This is a genomic window from Zoogloea sp. LCSB751 (assembly GCF_002028455.1).
Classification (GTDB): Bacteria; Pseudomonadota; Gammaproteobacteria; order Burkholderiales; family Rhodocyclaceae; genus Zoogloea.
The window spans coordinates 18368-43513 of sequence record NZ_MWUM01000022.1 but is presented as its reverse complement, the minus strand read 5'-3'; the positions used below and the strand labels follow the sequence as shown (position 1 = coordinate 43513).

The window sequence follows — 25146 nt, the reverse complement described above, 5'->3', positions numbered from 1 at the left end:
CGTTCCAAGGAAAGTTGATTCATGCAGTCTAGGCAGCAAATCGCCGAATCCTGGGGGTGGATGTCCTGGCGGCAGGCCGCATTGCTCTTGCCCGTCATCGTGATCTCCGGTGTCTTCCTGCTCGCTCCCCTGCTCGAAAACCTGGTGCGATCCCTGGGATTGCCCGGTGAATCCGGGCTTGCGCATTACCGCAGCTTTTTCACGAAGCCCCAGTACCTGACCGCACTTTCCAATACGCTCGCCTTCAGTCTGGCTGCTGCCGTGCTTGCGCTCGTCATTGCCTTGCCGGCCTGCACGTTCGTGGCGCACCGGGGGGGGCGCTGGTTGAGGTCGTTCATCGGTGTCCTGATCGTTGCGATGGCGATCTCCGGGCTGATCCGTACAGTTTCCTGGCAAATTGTCCTTGGCAACGGTGGCTTGCTCGACGCGATCCTCATGGCTACCGGCGTGATCAGGCAGCCGCTCGGCCTGCTCTATACGCCGTGGGCAGTCTTGCTGGGCATGGTGCAAATCATCCTGCCCGCCGTGGCTCTGGCATTGATCAACGGCCTGGGCAAGGTGGATCGCGGCCTGATTGCTGCTGCCCGATCCTTAGGCGCGAGCCCGTTTCAGGTGCTCATGACCGCCTATCTGCCCCAGATCCGCCCTACCCTCATGCTTGCTGTTTTCCTGGGTTTCTCCCTGGGAACGGGCCTGTTCCTGACGCCAACGTTGCTGGGTGGGCCGGATGATGTGGTGCTTGGCAAGGTCATGCTGGGAGACATGGTGTTCGACTTCGAAAACGGAGCCGCCCTCGGAGCAACATCCGGTGTTGTGATGACCGCGGTCGTTGGCGCGGCTGGCCTGGTCTGCCTAGCCTTGGGGGGGCGGGGATTCCGGCCGCCGCGACGCCGTGGAGCCGCAGCATGAACCGGCGGCCTGCAAGGGGGTGGGACGGCCTGCGTGCCACGGCGGGGGCGGCTTACGTCTTGTGCCTCGCGATCTTTCTCTTACTGCCGGCGCTGGCTATTTTCCCGGCGTCCATTGGCGAGAGCGAGTTTCTGGAGTTCCCTCCGTCGGGACTGACCCTGCACTGGTTCCAAGACGTGTTGGCAGACCAGGACTGGCTCGACTCCGCGGCATTTTCCTTTGGCCTTGCGCTGGCAACGGCGGTACTGGCGACCTTTCTCGCCGTGCTGGTCGGGATTGCCCAACTGCGCTATCACCGCTTGCCCAAGGGGCTGCTTGCCGTGTTGCTGGCGCCGCTGTGGGTGCCCCACGTGGCGGTGGCGACTGGCCTGTTCTCCTTATGCTTGTCCTGGGGTTGGGTGGGGCGTGCGTGGGTTCTGGTGTTGGCAAACACCATGCTGGCGTTGCCGCTTTCAGTCAGCCTGGTTCTGGCGGCCTTCTCGGTGTTTGAGGGAAACCTGTGGACGGCCGCGGCAGTGCTTGGGGCACGGCCGCGTACGATCGTGAGGACTATCCTGCTGCCCTTGTCGGCGACCGCATTGTTGTCGTCCCTTGTGCTGGCGTTCCAGTCGGCATGGGATGAAACCGTGCTGGCGCTTTTCATCGGGCCGGTGGACACCCCTCCGCTGTCTGTGCGCATCTATGCCTATGTGAGTCAGAACCTCACGCCCGCCGTTGCGGCAGTGGCCGCGATGGTGGCCGTTCTGTCCATCGTGACTGTTACGGTGTTGGGTCTGGCGCGCAAGGCGCCGGGGCGTCGGAGCTGATGAGACGTTGGTCGGGATGGCGATGGTGCAAGGATATGGAGCCATTGCCGGCGGGGCCTTTCTTCCGTTTGGTCGTGCCGGCCATCGCCATGAACTTGTCCCAGCCCCTCGTGGCCTTGGTCGACGCGGCGATCGCGGGGCATCTCGGGTATCCGGATGCGCTGGCGGGGGTGACGATGGGGGGCTTGTTGTTCAACCTTCTGTTCTGGGGCCTGGGCTTCCTGCGCATGACTGCCACCGGTCTCGTGGCGCAGGCCTTCGGGACGCGGGATTTTCCGGCCATTGGCCTCATCGCTGCACGTGTGTTGATTCTGTGCGGTGTGTTTGGCGGGCTGGTGCTGGCCGCGCGTCCCGGCTTGATGCCTCTGGCACTCGAGGGGCTCGGTGGGCGCGGTCCGGTGCTGGCCGAAGCGCAACATTACCTTCAGGCACGTCTGTGGTCCTTCCCTCTCGCATTGGCCAATGCGTGCATCCTTGGCGTATTGGTAGGGTGCCAGGCCGTTCGTGCTGCGTTGGCACTGCAAGTGTTCTCGAACGGTGCGAACGCGCTCATCGCGGTGGTCTGGGTCTTTGGTTTCGGGGGCGGCAGCGCTGCTTTGGGTACGGCGGCCGCGTTGTCCGATCTCGCGGGTAGCGTGATGGCCATGTGGCTTGTGGCAGGGCTGGGGATTCGCCTCAGGCCGCCGAGTTGGCGTGCCTTGCTCGAGCTGGAAGCTATCGGTCACCTGCTGAGGTTGCATTTCCTGCTTTTTTTAAGGACTTTGGCATTGATTCTGACCTTTGCCGAGTTCTCCCGCCTCAGTGCGCTCCAAGGGAGCGTTGCATTTGCCGCCAATGGGCTGCTACTCAACATGAATACGTTTTTTGGCTATGCGCTCGATGGATTTGCCCATGTTACCCAGGCACTGGTAGGCGCAGCCTGGGGTGCGGGAGAGCGGCCGAGACTTGTGCGGATCGTAGTTTCCGGGCTGATGTATGGGGTGGGGGCCTGTCTGTGTCTGTCCGGCTTGGTCGGGCTGTGTGGCGCCCCGATTCTGGCAATGCTCACGGACCTGTTGGCGGTGCGGACGGAAGCGCAAATCTATCTCGTCTGGCTTTCGGTGTTGCCCATTGTCTCGGTATGGAGTTTCGTTCTCGACGGAGTGTTCATTGGTGCGACGCGCGCAAGCTGCCTGCTGATCTCGATGGCAGCAGCAGCAGTGGCCTTTCGTTGGGTTACCGTCGATTTCGTGACTGCCTACGGGAATCACGGTCTGTGGCTCGGCTTTGTCATTTTCATGGCCGTCAGGGCGTTGGTTCTGGCGGCGCTGTTTCCGAAATGGATCTTGCGCGGGAGCGCCAATCGGAAGGCAGGCGCAGGCTCGTCAGCTGTAATTTGAACACCTTGGAGAAACGCACATGACCATCCTGACCGTGTCGGGTAGCCCGGCCGAGACATCCAGATCACAGCACGTCCTAAGCCATGTCGGAAACATGCTTCGCCTGCGCCAGCAGCCTGTGGAGAGGATTGCAGTTCGGGCACTTCCTGCCGATGCCCTGTTGGCGGGCAAGGTGGATGAGCCGTCCATTAGCAGGGCCTTGCACCAAGTTGACTGTGCCCGTGCGCTCGTTATTGGGACCCCCATATATAAGGCTTCATATTCGGGCGTGCTGAAGGTGTTCCTTGATCTCCTGCCTCAAGGAGGGCTGGACGGCAAGATCATTCTGCCAATAGCAACTGGGGGAAGTCTGGTCCATGCCCTGGCGCTCGACTACGCATTAAAGCCCGTGCTTTGCAGTCTCGGGGCACGTCATTTACTGGCGAGTATTTTCGTTGATGAGGCCCAGGCACGCCTAGTCGATGGACATCTGGAGCTTACTGAAACGATTCAAGCGCGTATTGAGGCGGGTGTCGGTGATCTTGTGCAGGCGCTTTCCACCACGGCCGGGCGTGCATAACTGTTGGTCGGGCGCGGCCATGGCATTGACTGAGTGCGCGCTGTCATATCGTGATTTGCTAACCGATATTTATTGGTTTGTAGCGCTTGTCGGGCACTTGATACTAATGAAATTAATGGCTTTGTGACCGTACTGCAATGAGCGATCCAAAGAATCTCCCGCGTACGCAGTTTTTCGATTGGATGTTTCGTGAGCACTACCTCTGGCTGCGGCGTCACGTACGTAGGCAGGTGGAGTGCCCGGCGAATGCCGAAGATCTGGCGGCGGAGACCTTTGCGCAAGTGCTGCGAATTCCCCATGAAGGCATTAAGGAGCCGCGCGCGCTCTTGAGCACCATCGCGAAGCGTTTGGCTATTCATGGTTGGCGTCGTCGTGAGCTTGAGCGGGCTTACCTTGAGATGCTGAGTCAGTTGCCGGAACCAACTTATCCTTCTCCGGAGGAACGCGCCCAAGTTGTTGCGAGCTTGCTGGAGATCGACAGAGTCCTCCAGGGGCTCTCGAGCAAAGCCAAGATGGCCTTCCTCTTGAGTCAGATCGATGGCCTGTCGTATGCCGAAATTGCCGAGCGTCTCGGCGTTTCCGTGAGTATGGTAAAGCAGTACATGACAAAAGCCTTGAAGAGCTGCATGGCAAGCGTGGAAATATGAAAATGGGGCACTCGATTTCGGTCGAAGACGAAGCTGTGAAGTGGTTTGTAGCTCTCAAGTCGGGGGACGCGGGGCCGGATGAGCAGGCTGCTTTTCAGGAATGGCTGGGTATCGATCCGCAGCACCAGGCCGCGTGGCTTCGACTTGAATCTGCTTTGGGAGCAATCTCCCTGGCGCAAAAGACCAGAATGCCCGCTGTTGATGTCGACAGACTGCTGAAGGCGCCGTCTGCCTCACGGCGCAGGTTTCTGGGTGGGGGGGCGTTGGCTGTGTCTTCCCTGTGGCTCGGCCAGCGTATTGCTGCAGAACTGGGCTTTATGCCAAAGTCGTGGGGGGGCGATTATTGGACGGGAGTCGGTGAGAGGAAGCAGTTTCAATTGGTCGACAGCAGTGTCATCACGCTCAATGCCTGTACCTCAATCAGGCTTGACGGTGCAAGGTCTCGCTCCCTGTTTGTGGACCAGGGAAAGCTGTTGGCCGATATCGCATTGGATGCCAACTTGCCTTTTGTCTTGTCGACGCCCCATGGGCACGTATCGCTTGACGCGGGACGGATTCAGATTGATGTACGCAGGGAAAAGACCCGCGTGACGACGCTTGACTCAATCAATGCGCTTGCTGAAGTGAAGGGCGGGCGGCAATTGCTGGAGCCCGGTCAGTCGCTTGGATTCGACAGCATGGCAATTGAGAGTCAGCAGCCATCCCGCGAATACACGACGGCCTGGCAGGATGGCTGGCTGGAAGTCAAGAACCAGCCCCTCTCCGAGGTTGTTGACCAACTGCGCCCCTATTTCAATGGCGTCATTACGGTGTCAGCCGAAATCGCGCAAATCGGGGTCAGTGGCAGATTTTCACTCGATGATACAGACAAGACATTGGATGCCCTTGTGCAGACTTTGCCTCTGAGAGTCAATCGTCGGACTCGGTTCTGGGTCTTGATTGAGCCTGGACAGGTATCTTAGTGACCGGCAACAGATAGATCCCCGTTTATGTTCATCGACTGATCTCCTGGGGAAGGGATGCTTCAGCTAGGTAAAGCCGCCGCGCGCCGGACGGTACCGGCCACGCCGTCCACCTCGATGTGTTCCCCATCGCGCAGGATCTGCAGGATGCCGGGCAGGTTCACCACCGCCGGGATGCCGAATTCCCGCGCCACGATGGCACCGTGGGACAGGAAGCCGCCGGTTTCCATCACCAGTCCGCCGGCCTTGAGGAACAGCGGAGTCCAGGCCGGATCGGTGGACGGGACGACCAGGATGGCGCCGTGTTCCAGGCGCCGGCCTTCTTCCGGTGAGTGCAGGATGCGCACCGGGCCGGCGGCCCGACCGCTGCCGACCGGCACGCCGTGGAAGATGTTGTCGCCATTGACGGCAGCAGGGGCCGTTGCCGCGATATTGCAGGCCGCCGTGCCGTCGAGGATCACGTCGGGGACATCGTCCGTTTCCCATGCGGCGAGCTGGCCTTTCCGCTCCTCGATCAGTGGGCCAAGTGAGGTGCCTGGCCGCTGGCCGTCGAGCACGGCGAGGATTTCGGCCGGCATCAGCAGGAAGACGTCGTCGGCTGCGCCTGCCCAGCCACGCTCGTGCCAGCGCTGGCCGACCGCTAGCAGTACCCGCCGGGCGGGTTCGGTGCAGGCGATCAGGGCGCTGCGGGCCGCTTCGCGGCCGTTGGTTTCCTGCTTGGCCGAGCGCAGCAGGCTGCGGAAAAAGCCACGTTTCCACCACGGCAGGGCCGCGCGGACCCGCGCCGTGGCGTCGGCGACGCAGCGGGCCTGGCGCGCCTGTAGCTGGGCAAGGTCGGTGGCGGCCAGGCCGGGCAGGCTGTCCAGCAGGTAGTCGGGGCATTCCCGCCAGCGCGGGTTGCGCAGATAGGTTTCATAAACGCCGCGGTGGCCGTAGCGTTCGAGGAAATCGGCGAAGGCCTGGCGGAAGGCATTGTCGGTGGGGAGCGTGCGCCAGTCGCCCCCTTCGCGGCGGTGGGCATCCAGCCAGGCGCGGGCGACGGGGTCGGCCATCGCCTGCCGTGCCAGGGCGTGCAGCTCATAGCTCTGCCGGGCCGTCACGCTCGGCGGACCGCCGGCGAGCAGGGCCGAGGCCAGCGCGTGGCCCTCGCCGGGCAGGTGGGCGTCGATCAGGTCCACCAGCAGTGACAGGCTTGCGCCGCCGGAGCCCTGCATGAAGTGCAGCGCGTGCTGCTCGCGGCCGTGGCGGGTCAGACGACGCAGTTCGGCCGCCAGGCCGGTGTCGTCCGCCGGCAGTGGCTGGTGGCGCCAGCGGTGGCTGTCGGCGAGCAGTGCGGTGGCGGCGGTCTCGCCTGCCTGGCGCAGGGAGCCGGCTTTCCGCATGAAGCGCAGCATGCCCAGCATCCGGCGCAGGCGCTGTTGCCGGTCCAGTGCCGGCACGTGGATCTCAGGCTGGTGACCACCGACCAGCCGGTTCATTGCCGCGGGGGCGACCGCGAAGGCGGCGTAGCCTTCCCACTGCATCAGCGACAGGTTCAGGTACAGGCGGCCGTGGAATAGCCCGGCGCGCTGGGCGCCCGGGTGCAGCGTAAAGCCGGCAAGCCGGTAGCCGCCTTCCAGCAGGTTGTTGACCAACCGGCGCGAGGCGCCCCAGTCCACCGGAGACAAGGGGGCGGGCACCACGTCGCGGGTATTGCCGCGGGACCAGATGTCGGGCTGGTTGGCCAGTTCCGGGTAGGTGCAGCGCCCCATGGCGGTGATCGGCCGGGCCTGCAGCAGCCAGAAGCGCTGGCCGTCCCAGGCCCATTCGCAATCGTAGGCGGCACGGGCGTAATCCAGGGCCTGGGCGGCCAGACGCAGCTGCTCGCCGAGGGCCAGCGCACGGGGCGTGTCGAGTACCGGGGCGCCGGCCTTGTCCGGCGTCGTGGCGACCCGTGCGGTGCCGTGCCCGCCGGCCGGAACCGTGGCGACGCGCTTGTCGCCGGGTGTGTATTCAAGGAGGGTCAGATGGTCGTCCAGCGGATCTTCGGCCAGCACGATCTCGTCGCCCGTCGTGTGTCCGCCGACCAGGCTTTCGCCGAGCCCCCAGCTGGCGTGGATGACCAGCCGGTCGTCGCGCCCGTCCCGCGGATCGCAGGTGAAGCCGATACCGCTGGCCATGGCGGGAACCAGCGGCATGATCAGGACCGCCATCGCCGCTTCGGCCTGGGCGATGCCGAAACGCTGGCGATAGGCGACGGCGGCCGGTGTCCATAACGAGGCCCACACCTGGACCAGGGCTTCCAGCAGCGCGGTGCTGCCGCGCACGTTGAGGCAGGACGCGTGGATGCCGGCGAAGGACGCGCTGGCGGAATCCTCCTGCGGTGACGAGGAGCGGACGGCCAGCGGTGCATCACGCCACGGCGGGCAGGTCAGTTCGACGCGCAGGATGTCGGCCAGGCGTTCGTCGACGGGCGTGGCGCGCAGCTGTTGCCCCAGCTTCCCAAGGGCCGTCGTTCGTCCTGCCTCGGGGCCGGCGGCGGCTTCGAGCAGTGCCGTCTCCAGCCCGCTGGCGGTCAGCCAGGCGCGGTAGGCGGTGACCGGCACGACCATGCCGGCCGGGATGGCAAAGTCGTAGCGGGCCAGCCGGGCCAGGGTCCAGGCCTTGCCACCGGCGGTTGGTGCGCCGGCGGCGAGGACCGCCGACCAGTCGGGGAGGAGGAGGGTGTTCATGGTGTCAGACGATGCCGTGGAGGAAGACGTCGAGTACGGTCCCGAACTCGGCCTGCAGATCCAGCGTCGGTTCGTGCAGCCAGCGCAGCAGGGCCGCCAGGTACAGGAACTGCAGGTAGCGGGCGAGTACCGCCGGGTGAGTGCCGCGGCGATATTCGCCACTGGCCTGGCCGGCGGCGATGAAGCTGGCGAACAGGCCGTCGAGCCCGCTGTGCCTTCCCGGCTCCTGCTCGGCCGGTGTGCCCACTTCGCTGAGGCGGTAGCGTACGTATTCCTTCAGGTAGTCCCGATGGGCGAGGGACCATTCGGCGCTGTGCCGGAAGAAACCCTGCAGGCGCTCGGTCACCGTCGGCAGGGCCGACAGTTCGCCCAGCAGTGCTGGCAGCGCTTCCGCCAGTTCCCGGTGGAAGCGGTGGCGCAGCAGGGCCTCCTTGACCGGGAAGTGTTTGTAGAGGGTGCCCTTGGCCACGTCGGCGGCGGCGGCGATGGCTTCCATCGTCACCGCGTCGAAGCCGTGGCTCTGGAACAGGGTCCAGGCGGTGTCGGCCAGGTGGTCGGCGGTCTGCTGGCGTTTGCGTTCGCGGCGGCCGGGCTGGCCGGCGTCGTCGGCGGGTAGGGACAAGGACATGGTAATAGCTTGATAGTGAACGTCGTAAATAAATATACGTCGTTCACTTATTGTCGGCAAGCCGGCGAGAACTCGTGGATCATTCGCAGTTCTGTCCGCCCTTCGACCGCGAGGTATGCCCCATGTCCGATTTCTTCAGCCTTCTTGCCCACTGGCGCCCGCGTCTGATCGCCGTTGCCGCGGCCGCCGCCGATGGTGACGGCGCCCATGATGTCCAGCACCTGCACCGGGTGTGGCGCGTCGCGCAGCAGTTGCTGACCGAATACCCAGAGGCCGACGGGCTGGTGGTGCTGGCGGCCTGCTATCTGCACGATCTCGTCAATCTGCCCAAGGACGATCCCCGCCGCGGTCAGGCTTCCCGGCTGGCGGCGCAGCAGGCCCGGGGCGTGCTGGCGGAGGCGGGATTTCCTGTCGAGCGGCTCGACGCGGTGGCGCATGCCATCGAGGCCCACAGCTTCTCGGCGGGCATTCCGCCGCGCAGCCTGGAGGCGCGGATCGTGCAGGACGCCGACCGCATGGACGCCCTTGGTGCGGTGGGGCTGGCGCGGATGTTCTATACCGCTGGCCGCATGGGGTCGGCGCTGGCCCACGCCGACGATCCCCTCGCGCTGCGTCGGCCGGCGGACGATCGGGCCTACTCTCTCGACCACATCGAAGTGAAGCTGGCTACCTTGCCTGCGCTGATGAACACCGCCGCCGCCCGGCGCCTGGGGGAGCAGCGGGTGGCCTGGCTGCGTGAGTTCCGGGGAGTGTTCGTCGCCGAGTGGGGGTCAGGTTCCACTGACGGTTTCGCCGCTGAGCAGGCCGGCCGCTTCGCTGAAGACTGACAGCAGCGCGTCGGCAACCGTGCGCACCCGCGGCGAGCGGCGCACGTCCGGATGCATGACCAGCCAGATCGGGCGCAGTGTCGGGCAGGGGGCGGCGGCCACCGGCGCCAGCGCCGGATCGCCGGCACCCAGGAAATGGGGCAGCGCGGCGATGCCGTGGCCGCCGCGGGCCCCGTGCAGCAGCGTGGCGAGGTCGTTGCTGCGCAGGATGAAGCGGCGCCCGGCGGCAATCCCGTCCAGCCACTGCTGCTGTGGCACCTGGCGCAGGCTGTCGTCGTAGCCCAGGAACTGCCAGGCGTCCGCCGGCCGCTCCGCGTAGCCGGGAGCGGCGTAGAGCCCGTAACCGAGTTGGCCGAGGGGGCGCGCCACCAGGCCGGCCGCGCTGGGGCGGGACAGGCGCACGGCCAGGTCGGCCTCGCCACGGGCCAGATTGGCCTCGCGGCTCTCCCCGACGATGTCCAGGGTGATGCCGGGCCAGGCCTCCCGGTGCGGCAGCAGGCGCGGTCCCAGGAAATAGCTGGCGATCACCGGCGGTGCTGAAATGCGCACCGTGCCCTGCAGCGTGCCTACGCCCAGGGCCAGGCGCGAGAAGGCCAGCGCCTCGTCTTCCATCCGTCCGGCCTGTTCGGCCAGGGTTTCCCCTTCCGGCGTCAGTGTCCAGCCTCGCGGCAGGCGGTCGAACAGGCGCACGCCGAGGGCGTGCTCCAGCGCTTCCACGCGGCGCGCCACCGTGCTGTGCTCGACGGCGAGGCGGCGTGCCGCGCCGGACAGGCTGCCGTTGCGGGCCAGGGCCAGGAAGTGGCGCACGTCGTCCCACTGCAGGGCTGCGGAAGCGGCCGGATTGATTGGGCTTTTTTGCACAGAAAGTGTTCAATTATTTGGAATTGTTGGGTGATTCTGCGCGCCGTACGCTGTGTCTGCAATCCCGTCGGGATGTCCTTTCCAACTTTCAGGAGCAGAGCATGAACAGCAGCGCAGTATTGCCGGGCGACAGCAGCCCCTTCGCCCCGGTCATCCAAGCCGTGATCCATCGCTATGGCGGCGCGGAGGAGATCGAGCTGGAAACCGTCAGCTTGCCCGCACCCGGCGTCGGCGAGATCCGTGTGCGCCATACCGCCATCGGCGTCAATTTCGTGGATGTTTATCACCGTACCGGGCTTTACCCGCTGCCCGCGTTGCCGGCGGTACTCGGTGTCGAGGCGGCTGGCGTCATCGAGGCCATCGGCGCTGGCGTGGAAGGGCTGCAGGTGGGGCAGCGCATCGCCTATGCAGGCCCGCCGGCGGGCAGCTACGCCAGCGCCCGCAATCTGCCGGCGGCGCGCGCCGTGGCCCTGCCCGACGACGTGGCCGACGACACCATCGCGTCCTTGCTGCTGCGCGGTATCACCTCCCACATGCTGCTGAGCCACGTTCGCCCGGTGAAGGCCGGCGATACCCTGCTGGTCCATGCGGCCGCCGGTGGCCTGGGTCTGGTGCTGGTGCAGTGGGCCAAGGCGCTCGGTGCGCGGGTCATCGGCACCGTCGGGTCGCCGGCCAAGGCCGAGCTGGCGCGTCTTCATGGCCTGGACCACGCCATCCTGTACCGGGACGAGGATTTCGTCGGCGCGGTGAAGGATCTGACCGGCGGCCAGGGTGTGGACTACGCCATCGACGGCATTGGCGGCGCCACGCTGGCCGCGACGCTGGGCGTGGTGCGTCCCTACGGCATGGTGGCCAGCATCGGCCAGGTGGCCGGTGACAGCGGTCCGCTGGATCTCGCCCAACTCGGTCCGGCCCGCTCCATCGCCCTGTCGCGGCCGGGCGTGTTCCGCTTCATGGCCGACCTGGCGCGTTACCGGGAAGGTGCCGCGGCAACGCTGGCCCGCTTGCAGTCCGGCCTGCAGGCCAGTGTCGGTGAAGTGTTGCCGCTGACCCGCGTGGCTGCTGCGCACCGACTTCTGGAGTCCGGCCGCAGCAGCGGGGCGATCCTGTTGCGCCCCTGAGGTGGATTGGCAGTGGCCCGTGCCCCGCGGTGATAATGGCAGCCTCGTCACAGGAGACTGGCATCGTCGCGGGTATGAACACTTTCAACAGGCGCACCGCCATCCGAATTGCTGCCGTCAGTCTGTTGCTGGCGGCGGTCGCCAGCCCGATCGCCTGGTTTGTGGCCCGTGAGAACGCGGAGGAGGCCACTGTTTCCCTGGCCATGGAGGAGTCGCGCCGCCTGCTGCGTCATTTCGATGCCGTCGCCCTCAACGGTCCCAAGGCCGGGGAGAAGGCCGCGAAGGCGGCCCGCACCATCGCCGGTGGGCTGTTCGATATCGCCGAGATCTACGACGAACATGGCGACAAGCTGGCCGAGGCGATGACCGACGCCGGCGCCGCCGTGGAAGAGCGCCTGCCTGGACATGGCCGGCCGGCCTACCAGGCGGCCTCCTACGAAAGCCTGAACTTCGGCGATGCCTTGTGGGTACTGCGGGTTTTCGTGCCCTTGCAGGAGGAAGGCGGCGGTGCGGCCCGGATCAGCGGCTATTTCGAGGGTGTGCGGGTCGTGTCCGCCTGGCAGCGCGAGCAGATGCGGGCCAACGCACTGAGCGCGGCGCTGCTGGCCGGGTTGGCGTCCCTGCTGTGCGGCGCGGTGATCTACCCGGTGGTGGTCCGCCTGTCTGCCGACAACCAGCGCAAGGCCCGTGAAGTGCTTGATTCGCACATCTCGATGATGGACGCTCTCGGCCGCGCCATTGCCAAGCGGGATTCGGACACCGGCGCACACAACTACCGGGTCGCCTGGATCGCCACCCGCATCGCCGAGCGGCTGGGGCTGCAGGGGCACGCCATGCAGGCGTTGATCGCCGGCAGCTTCCTGCACGACGTCGGCAAGATTGGCATTCCGGACGCGATCCTGCTCAAGCCCGGTAAGCTCGACGACGACGAATTCGACACCATGCGCAGCCATGTGCGGCAGGGCGAGGAGATCGTTACCGGCATCGGCTGGCTGGAAGGCGCCGCTGCGGTGGTGTCTGGCCACCATGAGAAATGGAATGGGGCCGGTTATCCGCGCGGTCTGGCCGGCGAGGCGATCCCGCTGGCGGCGCGGATCTTCGCCGTTGCCGACGTGTTCGACGCCCTGTGTTCCAAGCGCCCCTATAAGGCGCCACTCGGCTTCGAGGCTGCCATGGCGATCCTCGACCGGGACAGCGGCAGCCATTTCGACCCCGCCGTGATGGATGTTTTCAGGCCTATCGCGTGGGAAGTCTTCGAGCGCCTGGCCGACTGCGATGAAGACCAGGCCAGGCAGTTGCTGGACGAACGCGTCCGCCTGCATTTCGGTATCTAAGGAGATTTTCTGATGCGCATCACCGACCTTTTTGGCATCGCCCTGCCGGTCATCCAGGCCCCGATGGCCGGCGTGCAGGGCAGTGCGTTGGCGATTGCGGTGTCCGAGGCCGGTGGCCTCGGCTCGCTGCCCTGCGCGATGCTGAGCCCCGAGGCGCTGGAGAAGGAGCTGTCGGCGATCCACGTGGCTACCGACAAGCCCTATAACGTCAATTTCTTCTGCCACCGCCCGCCGCCGCCCAGCGCCGAGCGGGAAGCCGCGTGGCGCACCGCGCTGGCGCCGTACTACACGGAGTTCGGCATCGACCCGGCAGGGATTCCGGCCGGCCCCGGCCGCAACCCGTTCAGCGCCGAGACCGCGGATATCATCGCGGCCTTCCGCCCGCCGGTGGTCAGCTTCCACTTCGGCCTGCCGTCCGCCGAGCTGCTGGCGCGGGTCAGGAAATGGGGGGCCAAGGTGGTGTCGTCCGCCACCACGGTGGAAGAAGCCCTGTGGCTCGAAGCCCACGGCGCCGACGCGATCATTGCCCAGGGCCTGGAGGCAGGTGGTCACCGGGGGCACTTCCTGAACCACGATTTGACTGCCCAGTCCGGCACCTTTGCGCTGCTGCCACGCATCGTGCATGCGGTGAAAGTGCCGGTGATCGCCGCCGGCGGCATCGTCGACGCCCGCGGCGTGAAGGCGGCGCTGGCCCTCGGTGCGGCTGGCGTGCAGGCCGGCACCGCCTACCTGCTGTGTCCGGAGGCCGCCACCAGCGCCGTGCATCGCGCTGCCCTCAAGAGTTCGGCCGCCGGCCACACGGCGCTGACCAACCTGTTTACCGGCCGCCCGGCGCGCGGCATCGTCAATCGGGTGATGCGCGAACTGGGGCCGCTGAGTCCCGCGGCGCCGGAATTCCCGCTGGCCACCTCCGCTATCGCCCCGCTGCGCGCCGCCGCCGAGAGCCGCGGTAGCGGCGACTTCTCGCCGCTGTGGTGCGGCCAGAACGTGCTCGGCTGCCGTGAAGTGAGCGCGGCGGACGTGACGCGGGGCTTGGTCGACGGCCTGAACTGAATCAGGGCTCGTCCGGCCAGCGTGCCTTGACGGCCAGGATGTCCGGCAGGTTGTCGATGAAGCACTGCACCAGAACCGGGTCGAAATGCGTGCCCGCGTTCTGGCGCAGGCTGCCGATCGCGTCCTCGACGTCCCAGGCTTGTTTGTAGGGGCGTGCGCTGGTCAGTGCATCAAAGACATCGGCGATGGCGACGATGCGGCCTTCGAGCGGAATGGCTTCTCCAGCGAGGCCGTTCGGGTAGCCGCTGCCGTCCCATTTTTCGTGGTGGCTCAGGGCGATGCTGTGGGCCATGCGCAGCAGCCCGGAGGGATGTTCGCCGATGATCTCGGCGCCGATCTCACAATGGCGGCGCATGATGTTCCACTCTCCAGCATCCAGAGGGCCCCGCTTGAGCAGGACGGCGTCCGGAATGCCGATCTTGCCTACATCGTGCATCGGTGCGGCGAGGAAGATGTCGTCGGCGGCCTGCTCACCGAGACCCGCCGCGAGCGCCAGGATGCGGGCGTAATGGCTCATGCGGATGACGTGCAGCCCGGTTTCGTTGTCGCGGAACTCGGCCGCTCGTCCAAGGCGCTGAATGACCTGCAGGCGGGTGGTGGCGAGTTCCTCGACCCGCACCAGCGACAGGTGGGTGCGCACGCGGGCACGTACCACCGGCGCGCTCAAGGGTTTGGTGATGTAGTCCACCGCGCCGGCTTCGAAGCCTTCCGTCTCGTTCGTCGTGTCATTGAGGGCAGTGACGAAAATGACCGGGATCGCTGCGGTACAAGGGCTCTGCTTGAGCTGGCGGCAGGTATCGAGTCCGGTCAGGCCGGGCATCATCACGTCGAGGAGGATCAGCGCGGGCTGTTCGGTCTTGGCCAGCTCAAGCGCGCGAGGGCCGTCCTTGGCAAAGAGCAGGCGGTAATCCTGCTGCAGGATGTGGCGCAACACCTGCAGGTTGGTGGGTTCGTCATCCACCAGCAGCAGCTTGGGGCGGTGGTCGTTGCCGGACCATGGGGGGGCGTGCAGTTCAGTCATACAGGGCCAGCAATTCCCGCTGGGCAGTCTGGAATTCGAAATCATCGATGGCGCGCTCGATCGCCTCGGCGGCAGGGCGACGTCCATCGGCGTGCAGTGTGGAGAGGAGTTCGCGCAGCATGTCCTCGTCGAGCTCGCCATGTTCGAGCAGGTCGTGCAGGTGGCTGGCCAGCGCGGTGACGTCGGCCTGGCCGGCGGCTGGCGGCGGTGCTTCAGTGCCACCGGGGTTCCTGAGCGCGAGGGCGGCAATCACAGCGTCCATGGCATCCCGCAGGGTGTGGAAAAGGGGGGCGAGGTGTTCGCAATGCGCCGCGCCAGCTTCGCCTTCGATGCGTTCCGCGATGCTGCTGACGATGGGCAGGCACAGATTGGCGGCCGCTCCCCGCAGGCGATGGGCGGCGCGTTCGAGCGAGGTGTGATCGGCGTCCATGGCCAGCCGGGACAGTGCATCAGGCGAGCTGGCGTGGGCGTCGACGAAACGGCGCAGGGCCTGCTCCAGCGCATCGGCACTGCCCCACAGGGCGATCCCGCGTTGCCAGTCGATGGCATCGCAGGGTAGCTGCGTGTGGGCCGGATTGTGCCCGGCGACGGCGTGTCCGGTGGCGCGGGCAATTTCTGCCAGCAGTCGCGGTATGTCCAGGGGTTTGGAGGCGAAACCATCCATTCCGGCTTCCCGCGCGGCGATCCGGTCCTGGTTGAGTACGCTGGCGGTGAGGGCGATGATGGGGGTAGGGCTGAGGCCATGCTGCCGTTCGTGGGCGCGAATGCCGCGCGCGGCTTCGAGGCCGTCGATGTGCGGCATCTGGACATCCATGAGTACCACATCGAAACGGCCGGTCGCGAAGAGGGTCAGGGCTTCCTCGCCGTCACTGGCCGTGACCAGCTGGTGGCCCGCCCGGCCGAGGGCCAGGGTCAGCAGCTCGAGGTTCTGTGGAACGTCGTCGGCAACGAGGATGCGCAGGGGCGGCAAGGTGGGCAGGGTGGTGGCCGGTGTACTGGCAATCGGGCCGCCCCGTTCGAGGGGAAGCTCGACGATGAAGCGGCTGCCAGCTCCGACTTCGCTCTCCACGTCCAGGCGCCCGTGCATCAATTCGATGAGCTGGCGGGCGATGGTGGTGCCCAAGCCGGTGCCACCGAAGCGGCGGCTGGTGGACACGTCGGCCTGTGCAAAGGGTTCGAAAATTCGCGCGATCCGGTCGGAGGGGATGCCGATGCCGGTATCGGTGACGATCAGGCGCACGGCCCCGGCCTGACCTTCCGCAGACACCTTCACGCTGCCGCGTTCGGTGAACTTGATGGCATTGCCGAGCAGGTTGGTCAGCACTTGCTGGACCCGCAGCGGATCGCCCCTGAAGTGTTCACCGAGGGAAGGGGCGTAATCGATGTCCAGCGTGAGCCCCTTCGTCTCTGCGCTGAGGCGCAGGGACGCCGCCACCTGATACACGACGTCGTGCAGCGAGAAATCCACATGCTCTATTTCCATCGCCCCACGTTCGAGCTTGGCCGTATCGAGAATGTCGTTGAGCAGCCCCAGTAGGGACCGTGCCGAGCGGCGTACTGTGTCCAGGTGCCGGCGCTGCTGGGTGTCCAGTGATGTATCGAGCAACTGTTCGGTGAAGCCGATGATGGCGTTCATCGGCGTGCGGATTTCATGGCTCATGTTGGCCAGGAACGCCGTCTTGCTGGTGGCGGCCAGTTCGGCGCGGTCGCGGGAGTCGCGCAAGGCCTGTTCGAGTTCCTTGTACTGGCTGATGTCGGTGATGAAGCCGACGAACAGGGTTTCGCCCGGCACCTCGGTCCGCCCGATGGCGAGCCGGATCGGGAACAGGCTGCCGTCCCGGCGCATGGCGGTGACTTCCCGGCCAGTGCCGATGATCCTGGCCACGCCGCTTTCCATGTAGTTGCTGAGGTAGCTGTCGTGGCGGGTGCGATGGGGCTCCGGCATCAGCATGTTGATGTTGCGGCCCACCACGTCTTCCGCCTGCCAGCCGAAGAGCCGTTCGGCGGCATTGTTGAAGCTGCGGACCAGTCCATGTCGGTCGATGGTCACGATGCCGTCCACCGCGGTGTCCAGAATGGCCTGCAGCCGCGCTTCCTTCGATTCGATCTGGCGGTACAGCTGCTGGTAGCGCAGCAGGCCATTCGCTACCGCCACCAGAAGGGTCAGGCTAAGGGTCGCCAGCGTGACGGCCACGGTCAGGAAGCTCGGATCGGTATTGACGGGAGTGCCGCCGACGACCGGCAGGTTGACGACGCGTGCCGCGGCGGTGCCGGTGTAGTGCATGCCCGCCACTGCGCCCCCCAGCACGGTGCCGCTGACCAGGATGCCGGCCCATCCGGGCAGACGATGGCGCAGGCGCCGCAGCCGGAAGCGTAGCCACAGGGCAAAAATGGCCAGCGCGATGGCCGTCACGATGGACAGCGCGAACCACCCGGGGTCATAGCGCAAGCTCCCGCTCATGATCATCGCGGCCATGCCGCTGTAGTGCATTGTGCCGATACCGGTGCCGATCAGGGTGCCGCCAGCGAGCAACTGTCTCTGGCTGATTTGGTTCTGGGCAAGCAAGTGCAGGGCGAGCAGCGCCGCGCCGAGGCCCGGCGCCATCGACAGCAGGGTGAGGGGGTGGGAGTAACTCACCTGTGTGCAGAACTCGAAAGCCTGCATGCCAATGAAATGCATCGCCCAGATACCTCCGCCCAGTGCGACGGCACCGGTGCCGACGAGAATCAGGCGTTGCCGGCGGTCACTGGCACGCCGGGCCAGGCCGGCTGCGTAGAGGGCGCTGATGGAAGCAACCACCGCAATCGCCACCGACAAGGCGACCATCCAGGGGCTGAAACTACTGTACAGCAGGGCGCCTGGCGCAGTATCCAGGTTGAAGAAATTGCTGGGGGTAAACATGTCGGGGGACGTCTTTATTACGTCTTGTTTACGACATGAAATGGAAAAACTGAAATATGCAATCGCGCTGTGTGGCAGTTTGGGTTTTGCGAAAGTGCTATGCCATTGTTTTGTTGAAGCCTTTTCTGATTTTGCAAATGTAGGCCTGCAAGGCGTCGTAAGAAAGGCGTACCTACACCACCAGCCGTGAATGCCCCACGCCGCCGCCCTTGTCCACGCGGATCTGCGCGGTGATGCGTTCCTTGAGGCCTTCCACGTGGCTGATGATGCCGATCATCTTGCCGCTGGCGTTGAGGGTGTCGAGGGCGTCCAGCGCGATGTCGAGGGTTTCGCCGTCGAGGGTGCCGAAGCCTTCGTCGAGGAACAGGGAGTCGATGGAGGTCTTGTGGCTGACCAGGTCCGACAGCGCCAGGGCCAGCGCCAGGCTGACCAGGAAGCTCTCGCCGCCGGACAGGGTGCGGGTGTCGCGGGCGGTTTCGCCCTGCCAGCTGTCCACGATGTCCAGCTCCAGCTCGCCGCTGGTCCGGCGGCGCAGCAGGTAGCGGGCGTGCAGGCGGGCCAGGTGGCGGTTGGCCAGGTGCAGCAGGTGGTCGAGGGTCAGGCCCTGGGCGAACTTGCGGAACTTGTCACCCTTGGCGGAGCCGATCAGGCCGTCGAGGCGTAGCCACAGCTCGGTCTCGGCGGCCTGGGCGTCGATCTGCGCGAACAGGGCCTGCTGGCTGTTGCGACGCTGGGCATCGCTGTCGAGCAGCGCGCGTTCGGCGCCGTGACGTTCGTCGAGTTCCCGCAGCCGGCTTTCCTGTTCCGCCAGCAGGCGTTCCAGTTCGATCAGCGGCAGCGCCGTGCGAGCTTCGCCGAGCAGGCCGGTGTGCTTGTCGCGGGCGGCGCGCAGCAGGGTGTCGGCCTGCTGGCGAGCCTGCTGCAGGCTGTCCTTGTGCTGTTGCAGGCGCTGGCGCTCGTCGGCCGGCAGCAGCGCGGCGAGGAAGGCGTCCCGGTCGGCGAAGGGGCTGGCGGCGAGGGCGGTTTGCCAGGTGCCGGTGGCCGTGATCAGCGCGCTGCGTTGGTCGGCCAGGCTGTGTTCCAGTTGCTGGCGGCGGCCGTGCAGCGCGGAGAGGTCGGCAGCCAAGCCGCTGATCCGTTCGGCGCAGCGGGCCAGCGCGGCGGTGGCATCGTCGCCGGGGGGCGGTAGCTCGACGACGGCGGTTTCGCGCATTTCCTGCAGTTTCTCCCAGCGGGATTCCCACTGGGCGGCGTCGGCATCGGCGGCTTCGCAGCGGGCCTGCTGGCGGCGGAGCTCGGTGGCCAGCTGCTGGCGGCGTTGCTGCACAGCTTGCCACTCCTGCCATTCCGCGTCGCGCTCGCGTAGCCACGACGCCGGCTCGGTGGGCAGGCTGAAGCCGGCGTCGGCCAGGCTGGCGCCGAGGCGGGCGTCGAGGGCGGCCAGCTCCTGCCGGCGTGCGTCGAGCTGTTTGGCGCTGTCGGCGTGGCGGGTCCGGCTGGTGGCCAGCGCCTGGCAGGCCAGTTCCAGCTGATTGCCGGCGGCCTGCCAGGCCTGGCTGCGAGTGTGGGCGACTTGGGTGGCCTGCTGGACGAGGCGCTCGCCTTGCTCGGCCGTCTGCAGGGCCTCGGCGAGGCGGTTCAGGGCCAGGGTTGCGGTGGCGTGGGCGGCCTGCAGGCGCTCGGGCTGCTGCCAGTCGTCGGCGGCCAGCGCATCATCGGCCAGCACGCTGCGGCGCTCGGACCATTCGGCGGCCAGGCGGGCCAGTTCGCCGCCGAGGCGGGTGTGCTCGGCCTGCGCGGCGTCGCGCCTGGTCTGCAGCGCGGTCAGCGCGTTGCGGGCTTTCTGGCCTTGTTCGATCAGCGCCTCCAACTCGGCCTGGCGGGCTTTCAGTGCCGCCTCGGTGGCGGACACGTCGAGGGCTTGGTAGGCGGCGACGGCCGGGTGTTCGGTGGCGCCGCAGAGGGGGCAGGCCTCGCCGGGCTGCAGGTGCTGGCGATGGGCTTCCAGGCTCTGGATGCGCCGCTCCTGGTCGAGCATCTTCTGCTTGTCGGAGACCTGTTCCTTGAGGACGGCGTGCTTCTCCCGCAGGGCGACGAGGTCCTTGTTGCGGGCCTCGATGACGGCCTGCTCGCGCTGTAGCTGCCCCGTCAGCTCGGCGTGGCGTGCCGATTGTTCGCGGCGTCGGTTGGCCAGCTCGTCGAGCTGCTGCCAGTGGGCGACGGCACTCTGGGCATCTTGCCAGCGCTGGCGCCATTCGCTCAGGCTGGCGCCGGCCAGGCGTTGGAGCTGGGCCGCCTGGGCGGCATTGAGTTCCGCTTCGGCCTGCGTCCGGGCCTGTTCGGCGGTCGCCAGGGCCTGGGTGTGCTGGGCGAGCCGGGTTTCGTGGGCGAGGATTTCTGTGGCCAGGGTGTCGAGGTTGCGCTGGCCGTCGATCAGGCCCTGCTGCAGCGTCTGGCGCTGCTCGAACTGCTGGCGCCAGGCACCCAGTTGTTCGCCCAGTTGGGCGCGGCGTGAGTGGCTGGCGCAGAAGGCGTCGAGGCGCAGCTGCTCGTCCTGCAGCTGTTGCCAGTGCCGGCGCGTGGCGGCGGCGACGTGGCGGGCCAGCTGGTCGGCAGCGGCGTGCTGGCGGTCCTGCTCATCTTCCAGCGTGAGGCGTTCGGTAGCGAGCTGCTGCAGTTGCGCTTCGCCGTGGCGGACGGCGGCTTCGGCCTGCTGCCATTGTTCATGCACCGGCTTGAGGGCTTCGGCGGGTTCGCCGGCGGCCAGCCGGTCGAGCTGCGAGGCGGCGTCGGCGATGGCCTGGTCGGCGGCCTGCAGGCGGGTGGCGGCGACGCCGGCTTCCCGTTCGGCGCCGTCCACACCGCTCCGCCACTGGCGCAGGGCCAGCGTGGCGTCCCGCTCGCGGCGGGCCTCGGCCTGGGCGCCGGCGAGGGCGGCGAGGGCCTGCTCCTTCTCGGCGCGGGCTTCAGCGCTCAGCAGTTCGACGCCTTCGGCCCGGGCCTTCAGGTGGTCGAGCTGCTGGCGGGCTTCCTGGGCCTGGCGGTAGACGCGCTCGGAGATCTGGCCGTAGATGTCGCTGCCGGTCAGCTCTTCGAGCAGCTCGGCGCGTTCGTTGGCGCTGGCGTTGAGGAAGGCCGCGAAGCCGCCCTGGGCGAGCAGCATCGACTTGGTGAAGCGGGCGAAGTCGAGGCCGGTGATGGCCTCGATGCGTTTCAGCTTGTCGTTGATCTGGCTGCTGAGGATCTTGCCTTCGCCGCTGGCGGCATCCACTTCGGCCAGCTCCACCTTGGGTGCCTGCAGCGCACCGTCGGGCTTGTTGCGGGCCCGGCGCTGGCTCCAGAAGGCGCGGTAGACGGTGCCCTTCACGTCGAACTCCACCTCCGCCAGGCAGTCGGCGGTGTGGCGGGTCATGATGTCGTTGGCCGACGCGGAGATGCTCTTCAGGCGCGGCGTCTCGTGGTAGAGGGCCAGGCAGATGGCGTCGAGCAGGGTGGACTTGCCGGCGCCGGTGGGGCCGGTGATCGCGAACAGGCCGTTGTCGGAGAAGGGCGGCCGCGTGAAGTCGACGCTCCACTCGTCCTTGAGGGAGTTCAGGTTCTTGAGGCGCAGGCGCAGGATCTTCATGCCGCGTTCTCCTCGAGGCCGGCGAGCACGCTGCGGAAGCGCTCGGTGAGGGCGCTGCGCAGTTCGTCGGACAGCTCCTCCAGGGCCAGGCGGCGTGCGAAGACGTCGTTCGGGGTCAGCTCGTCCAGCGTTTCGCGGGCCTCGGAGACCAGGCTGGCGGCAGCGTTGCCGCGGGCGCGGCGGATACGCAGCACTTCCACCGGCAGGCCGTCGGTCAGGCTTTCGATGCGGGCCGGCAGGTCGGCCAGGTAGTCGTCGGTGCGCACCACCACTTCCAGCCAGACCGGGTTTTCAGGATTGCCGTCGAGCGCGGCGGCGGCGATGGCGCCCTGCAGTTCGTCGAGGTTGCCAGTCAGGCTGGCCAGGGCCTGGAAGCGCGGCACCGGCAGCGGCGTGACCGCCTGCAGGCCGGCGGCGTCCAGGTCCACCAGCAGCATTTCCTTCTGCTGATCGGCCTCGTCGAAGGACAGCGGGATCGGCGAACCGCTGTAGCGGATGTGCTCCAGCCCACCGACCCGTTGCGGGCGGTGGATGTGGCCGAGGGCGATGTAGTCGGCCGGCGGAAAGGCGCTGGTCGGAAAGGCCTCCAGCGCGCCCACGTAGATCTCCCGCACCGATTCGCTGGCGCTGGCGCCGACGGTGGTCAGGTGGCCGGTGGCGATCAGCGGCAGGCTGCGGCCCAGCTCGGTGGCAAGTGCGCTGCGGCGGCTCTCGGCGGCGGCGAAGACGGCGTGGTAATGGGCCTGGATGGCCGCCTGCAGGGACGCCTGCTTGTCCTCCGCGCTGTCGCCGGCCTGGCTGTGGATCACGTCGCGCGGGCGGATGAAGGGGATCGCGCAGACCACGCAGCCCGGCGTGCCGTCCCGCTGCGGCAGCACGCGCACCTGCTCGTCCGCTACGTCGGCCGCCGGCACCACCATGGCGCCGAGGCGGGCCAGCAGGTCGCGGCTCTCGCCGAGGGTCGCCACCGAGTCGTGGTTGCCGCCGAGCAGCAGCAGCGCCACGCCGGCCTCGTGCAGGCCCACCACCAGCTGCGAATACAGCTCCCGTGCGTAGCTCGGCGGCGTGCCGGTGTCGAAGATGTCGCCGGCGATCAGCAGCGCATCCACCTCCTGGGCCGCCACCTGTTCGAGCAGCCAGGCGATCAGTGCCTGGTGTTCGGCCTGGCGGGTCTTGCCGATGAAATGCTGGCCGAGGTGCCAGTCCGACGTGTGGAGGATGCGCATGGAATCGGGGTGGAGGGCGACAGGGGCGCTAATCTACTCTAGTGCGTACTCCAATGCCCCCGTCGATGGTGGTAAGGACATTTGACACTGTTTCATTGATGCATGAATTCAATAAATCATCAAATTTGATATATTTGAGTTCGTCCAGGGCGCAAGGCGCCAGCGACTGCTGGCAGAGAAAGCTGATTTCCCAGTGCCAGCCGAGGAGGCAACACCCGAGATGTCCACGTCTGAACCGGATCAGCGCCAGATTATCGAGCGCGCACTGCGAGACCGTTTGTCCCTGATTCCGCATGAACTGCGGGATGCCTTCCATGCCTACCAGGACGAGCACTACCGCCGTTTCCTGCTGGTGGTCACGCTGCTCGGGCAGCTCGCCTACATGTCCTACGTGCTGGCCGACATGATCGTCGTGCCGGACGTCTTCGACCTGTCCATCGCCGTGCGCTCCGCCTACATCGCACTGGTGCTGCCGCTGACGCTGGGGATGTTCCTGTGGTCGCGCAACATCCGCCTGCTCGATCTGCTGCTGCCGGTGCAGATCTTCTTCGCGGCGATCCTGTGGTTCGAGTTGCTGGTCCGCAGCAGCAGTCCGTGGGTGACGACCTACCAGTACGCATCGGTGATCTTCATCGTGCTCGCCAACCTGTGTGTGCAGGTGCGCTTCCTGCCATCCCTGGCGATCTCGCTGCTGATCTCGGCGGCGGTCATGCAGGGCGTGTACCGCCTGGCCGCAGGCAATCAGGAGGTCGTGCTGGTTTTTTCGCTGGTTTACCTGCCGGTTCTGTTGTTCAGTCTGTTCATCAGCTGGAGCACTACGCTGGATCGGCGCCGCGCCTTTCTGCGTGCGTTGCTCGACCGGATGACCCGCGAGGATCTGTCGGCGGTCAATGACAAGTTGCAGGCCCTGGCCCATATCGATCCGCTGACCGGCATCGGCAATCGACGCGATTTCGAAATGCGCGCCCAGCGCGAACTCGCCCGTGCCCAGCGGTACCAGCGGCCCCTGTCCCTGCTGAGTCTCGACGTGGACCATTTCAAGCGCATCAACGATACCCATGGCCACGCTGTTGGCGACGAGGTCCTGCGCGCACTGGCCCGCGTCGCCAACCAAGAACTACGCGAGCATGACCTGCTGGCCCGCTTCGGTGGTGAAGAGTTCGTCGCCTTGCTGCCCGACACCACGCTGGATGAGGCGCTGGTCGTTGCCGAGCGGATGCGAGGCGCGCTGGGCGCCTGCTGTGTCTTGAGCGGCGAAGCCGGAATCCGCTTTACGGTCTCGGTGGGGGTGGCTCAACTGGCCGACGGCTCATCCGAGTTGACCTCCTTGCTGAAGGCCGCCGACAAGGCCCTCTACCAGGCCAAGCAGAAGGGACGCAATCAAGTGTGTCTGGCGTTCCGAAGCATGCTTACCGAAAGCTAGAATTTCGCCATGCCCAATCGACTTTTCGCTTATACGGATGCCAGCCCCGCTGCGGTGGGGGATGTGATCGCCCAGTGGCAGCAGGCCCGCCCCGACGTTGGCGTGCTGTTGCTGTTGCCCGAAGCGGAACAGGCGCAGGTTCCGGCCATCCAGGCCGTGTTCCGGGCCGCGGCCGTACCGCTGGTTGGTGCGATCTTTCCGGCGCTGATCGTCAATGATGACTTCGTGTCCCGTGGCGCCTGGTTGATCGGCCTTGACCCGATGCCGCCGACCTTTCTGCTCGACCAGCTCGATGCCGACGTGCCGGCCGCCAGTGCGCGCATCGCTGAAGCGGTCCGCCAGACGCGCCGGAGCGACGGTGGGGACGACACCCTGTTCCTGATCTTCGACGCCACCGTGCCCACCATCGGTTCCATCCTGCTCGGCATCTATCGCGACCTGCAGGACTGCGTGGAGTACGCTGGCGTCAATGCCGGCAGCGAAAGCTTCCAGCGCATGCTCTGCCTGTTCGACAACGAGCGGCTGGTGGAAAACGGGGTGGCCGGCTTGCTGCTGCCGGCCCTCAAGACCGTCGTCAAGCACGAATACCCCGTCGCCCGCAGCCTGATGCAGGCTACCTCCACCGAGGGCAACAAGATCAAGCTGATCAACCAGCGCCCGGCCATGGACGTCTACCGGGAGCTGATCCAGGCCGAGTACGGCGTGACGCTGACCCACGACAATTTCTACGACTACGCGGTGCATTACCCCTTCGGACTGGTGATGGCCGCCAACGTCGTGGTGCGCATCCCGGTCGGCTTCGAGGAGGACGGTGCCATCATCTGCGTCGGCGAGATCCCGCCCTGTTCCATCCTCAGCCTGCTGAAGGCGCCCGACCTGGAAAGCAGCCACTGCGTCGCCGCCATCACCAATGCGCTGGGCTGTGACGTGGATTCGCCGCGCGACGCGCTGGTCACCTTCTACTGCGCCGGCCGTCGCCTGCACCTGCAGGGCGACTCCATCCGGGAACTGCAGCAACTGCGCCACCATACCGGTGCATCCCGGCTGGTCGGCGCCCTGTCCCTCGGCGAGATCTCGTCCTTCGAGGAAATCGGCATTCCCGATTTCCACAATGCCGCGCTGGTGTGCTTCTGAACGCTGTCTCCGCTACAT

The 25146-nt window shown here is 66.5% G+C and carries 19 protein-coding genes; 12 read left to right on the top strand and 7 right to left on the bottom strand.

What is annotated here, in order from left to right:
- The first annotated feature begins 21 nt into the window (after window positions 1-21).
- The 6 genes from B4920_RS19960 (at window position 22) to B4920_RS19935 (ending at window position 5262) form a co-directional block, all read left to right on the top strand.
- Window positions 22-909 (top strand): ABC transporter permease, encoded by an 888-nt coding sequence (locus B4920_RS19960; RefSeq protein ID WP_079436441.1) that lies wholly within the window; start codon window positions 22-24, stop codon window positions 907-909.
- The gene (locus tag B4920_RS19955; protein WP_079436440.1) at window positions 906-1715 is read left to right on the top strand and encodes an ABC transporter permease; all 810 of its coding nucleotides are present in this window, start codon (window positions 906-908) and stop codon (window positions 1713-1715) included. The genes B4920_RS19960 and B4920_RS19955 overlap by 4 nt, the downstream gene beginning before the upstream one ends.
- Window positions 1716-1804: 89 nt before the next feature.
- On the top strand, window positions 1805-3094 hold the full coding sequence (locus B4920_RS19950; RefSeq protein ID WP_161493351.1) for an MATE family efflux transporter: 1290 nt from the start codon (window positions 1805-1807) through the stop codon (window positions 3092-3094).
- A 19-nt stretch (window positions 3095-3113) separates the two neighbouring features.
- Window positions 3114-3653 (top strand): NADPH-dependent FMN reductase, encoded by a 540-nt coding sequence (gene ssuE / locus B4920_RS19945; protein WP_079436438.1) that lies wholly within the window; start codon window positions 3114-3116, stop codon window positions 3651-3653.
- A gap of 137 nt (window positions 3654-3790) precedes the next feature.
- Window positions 3791-4300 carry a sigma-70 family RNA polymerase sigma factor gene (locus tag B4920_RS19940; protein ID WP_079436437.1) on the top strand — a complete coding sequence of 170 codons (510 nt, stop codon included), beginning with the start codon at window positions 3791-3793 and terminating at the stop codon, window positions 4298-4300.
- 2 nt (window positions 4301-4302) lie between these two features.
- Window positions 4303-5262, top strand: coding sequence for a DUF4880 domain-containing protein (locus tag B4920_RS19935; RefSeq protein WP_161493350.1), 960 nt, complete (start codon window positions 4303-4305; stop codon window positions 5260-5262).
- Window positions 5263-5324: 62 nt separating this feature from the next.
- Here the strand turns inward: B4920_RS19935 and B4920_RS19930 are convergent, their stop codons facing one another.
- Both B4920_RS19930 and B4920_RS19925 read right to left on the bottom strand, forming a co-directional pair.
- The gene (locus tag B4920_RS19930) at window positions 5325-7973 is read right to left on the bottom strand and encodes a PEP/pyruvate-binding domain-containing protein (protein WP_079436435.1); all 2649 of its coding nucleotides are present in this window, start codon (window positions 7971-7973) and stop codon (window positions 5325-5327) included.
- Between the two features lie 4 nt (window positions 7974-7977).
- Window positions 7978-8601, bottom strand: coding sequence for a TetR/AcrR family transcriptional regulator (locus B4920_RS19925; protein ID WP_079436434.1), 624 nt, complete (start codon window positions 8599-8601; stop codon window positions 7978-7980).
- A 122-nt stretch (window positions 8602-8723) separates the two neighbouring features.
- Between B4920_RS19925 and B4920_RS19920 the strand changes: the two genes are divergently transcribed.
- A complete protein-coding gene (locus tag B4920_RS19920; RefSeq protein WP_079436481.1) occupies window positions 8724-9428 on the top strand; it encodes an HD domain-containing protein in 705 nt (234 codons plus the stop codon).
- On the opposite strand, the gene B4920_RS19915 is transcribed toward B4920_RS19920, so the two are convergent.
- A complete protein-coding gene (locus tag B4920_RS19915) occupies window positions 9372-10289 on the bottom strand; it encodes a LysR family transcriptional regulator (protein ID WP_216819959.1) in 918 nt (305 codons plus the stop codon). The genes B4920_RS19920 and B4920_RS19915 overlap by 57 nt on opposite strands.
- 101 nt (window positions 10290-10390) lie before the next feature.
- Between B4920_RS19915 and B4920_RS19910 the strand changes: the two genes are divergently transcribed.
- The 3 genes from B4920_RS19910 (at window position 10391) to B4920_RS19900 (ending at window position 13797) form a co-directional block, all read left to right on the top strand.
- Window positions 10391-11410, top strand: coding sequence for a quinone oxidoreductase (locus tag B4920_RS19910; RefSeq protein WP_079436433.1), 1020 nt, complete (start codon window positions 10391-10393; stop codon window positions 11408-11410).
- A gap of 74 nt (window positions 11411-11484) precedes the next feature.
- Complete coding sequence (locus tag B4920_RS19905; RefSeq protein ID WP_079436432.1) at window positions 11485-12744, top strand: HD-GYP domain-containing protein; 1260 nt, start codon at window positions 11485-11487, stop codon at window positions 12742-12744.
- Window positions 12745-12756: 12 nt separating this feature from the next.
- Window positions 12757-13797, top strand: a complete 1041-nt coding sequence (locus B4920_RS19900; protein WP_079436431.1) for a nitronate monooxygenase family protein — start codon at window positions 12757-12759, stop codon at window positions 13795-13797.
- A gap of 1 nt (window position 13798) precedes the next feature.
- Here B4920_RS19900 and B4920_RS19895 read toward each other — a convergent pair whose 3' ends face one another.
- The 4 genes from B4920_RS19895 to sbcD form a co-directional block, all read right to left on the bottom strand.
- Window positions 13799-14818, bottom strand: a complete 1020-nt coding sequence (locus B4920_RS19895; protein WP_079436430.1) for an HD domain-containing phosphohydrolase — start codon at window positions 14816-14818, stop codon at window positions 13799-13801.
- Window positions 14811-17720 carry an MHYT domain-containing protein gene (locus tag B4920_RS19890; protein WP_079436429.1) on the bottom strand — a complete coding sequence of 970 codons (2910 nt, stop codon included), beginning with the start codon at window positions 17718-17720 and terminating at the stop codon, window positions 14811-14813. The genes B4920_RS19895 and B4920_RS19890 overlap by 8 nt, the downstream gene beginning before the upstream one ends.
- A 172-nt stretch (window positions 17721-17892) precedes the next feature.
- Window positions 17893-21345, bottom strand: coding sequence for an AAA family ATPase (locus B4920_RS19885; protein ID WP_079436428.1), 3453 nt, complete (start codon window positions 21343-21345; stop codon window positions 17893-17895).
- Window positions 21342-22571: an exonuclease subunit SbcD gene (sbcD, locus tag B4920_RS19880; RefSeq protein WP_079436427.1), complete on the bottom strand. Its 1230-nt coding sequence runs from the start codon at window positions 22569-22571 to the stop codon at window positions 21342-21344. Before sbcD ends, B4920_RS19885 begins: the two co-directional genes overlap by 4 nt.
- 220 nt (window positions 22572-22791) lie before the next feature.
- Here sbcD and B4920_RS19875 point away from each other — a divergent pair, with 220 nt between their 5' ends.
- Both B4920_RS19875 and B4920_RS19870 read left to right on the top strand, forming a co-directional pair.
- Window positions 22792-23994 (top strand): GGDEF domain-containing protein, encoded by a 1203-nt coding sequence (locus tag B4920_RS19875; RefSeq protein WP_079436426.1) that lies wholly within the window; start codon window positions 22792-22794, stop codon window positions 23992-23994.
- A 9-nt stretch (window positions 23995-24003) separates the two neighbouring features.
- Window positions 24004-25128, top strand: coding sequence for an FIST signal transduction protein (locus B4920_RS19870; RefSeq protein ID WP_079436425.1), 1125 nt, complete (start codon window positions 24004-24006; stop codon window positions 25126-25128).
- Window positions 25129-25146 lie beyond the last annotated feature (18 nt).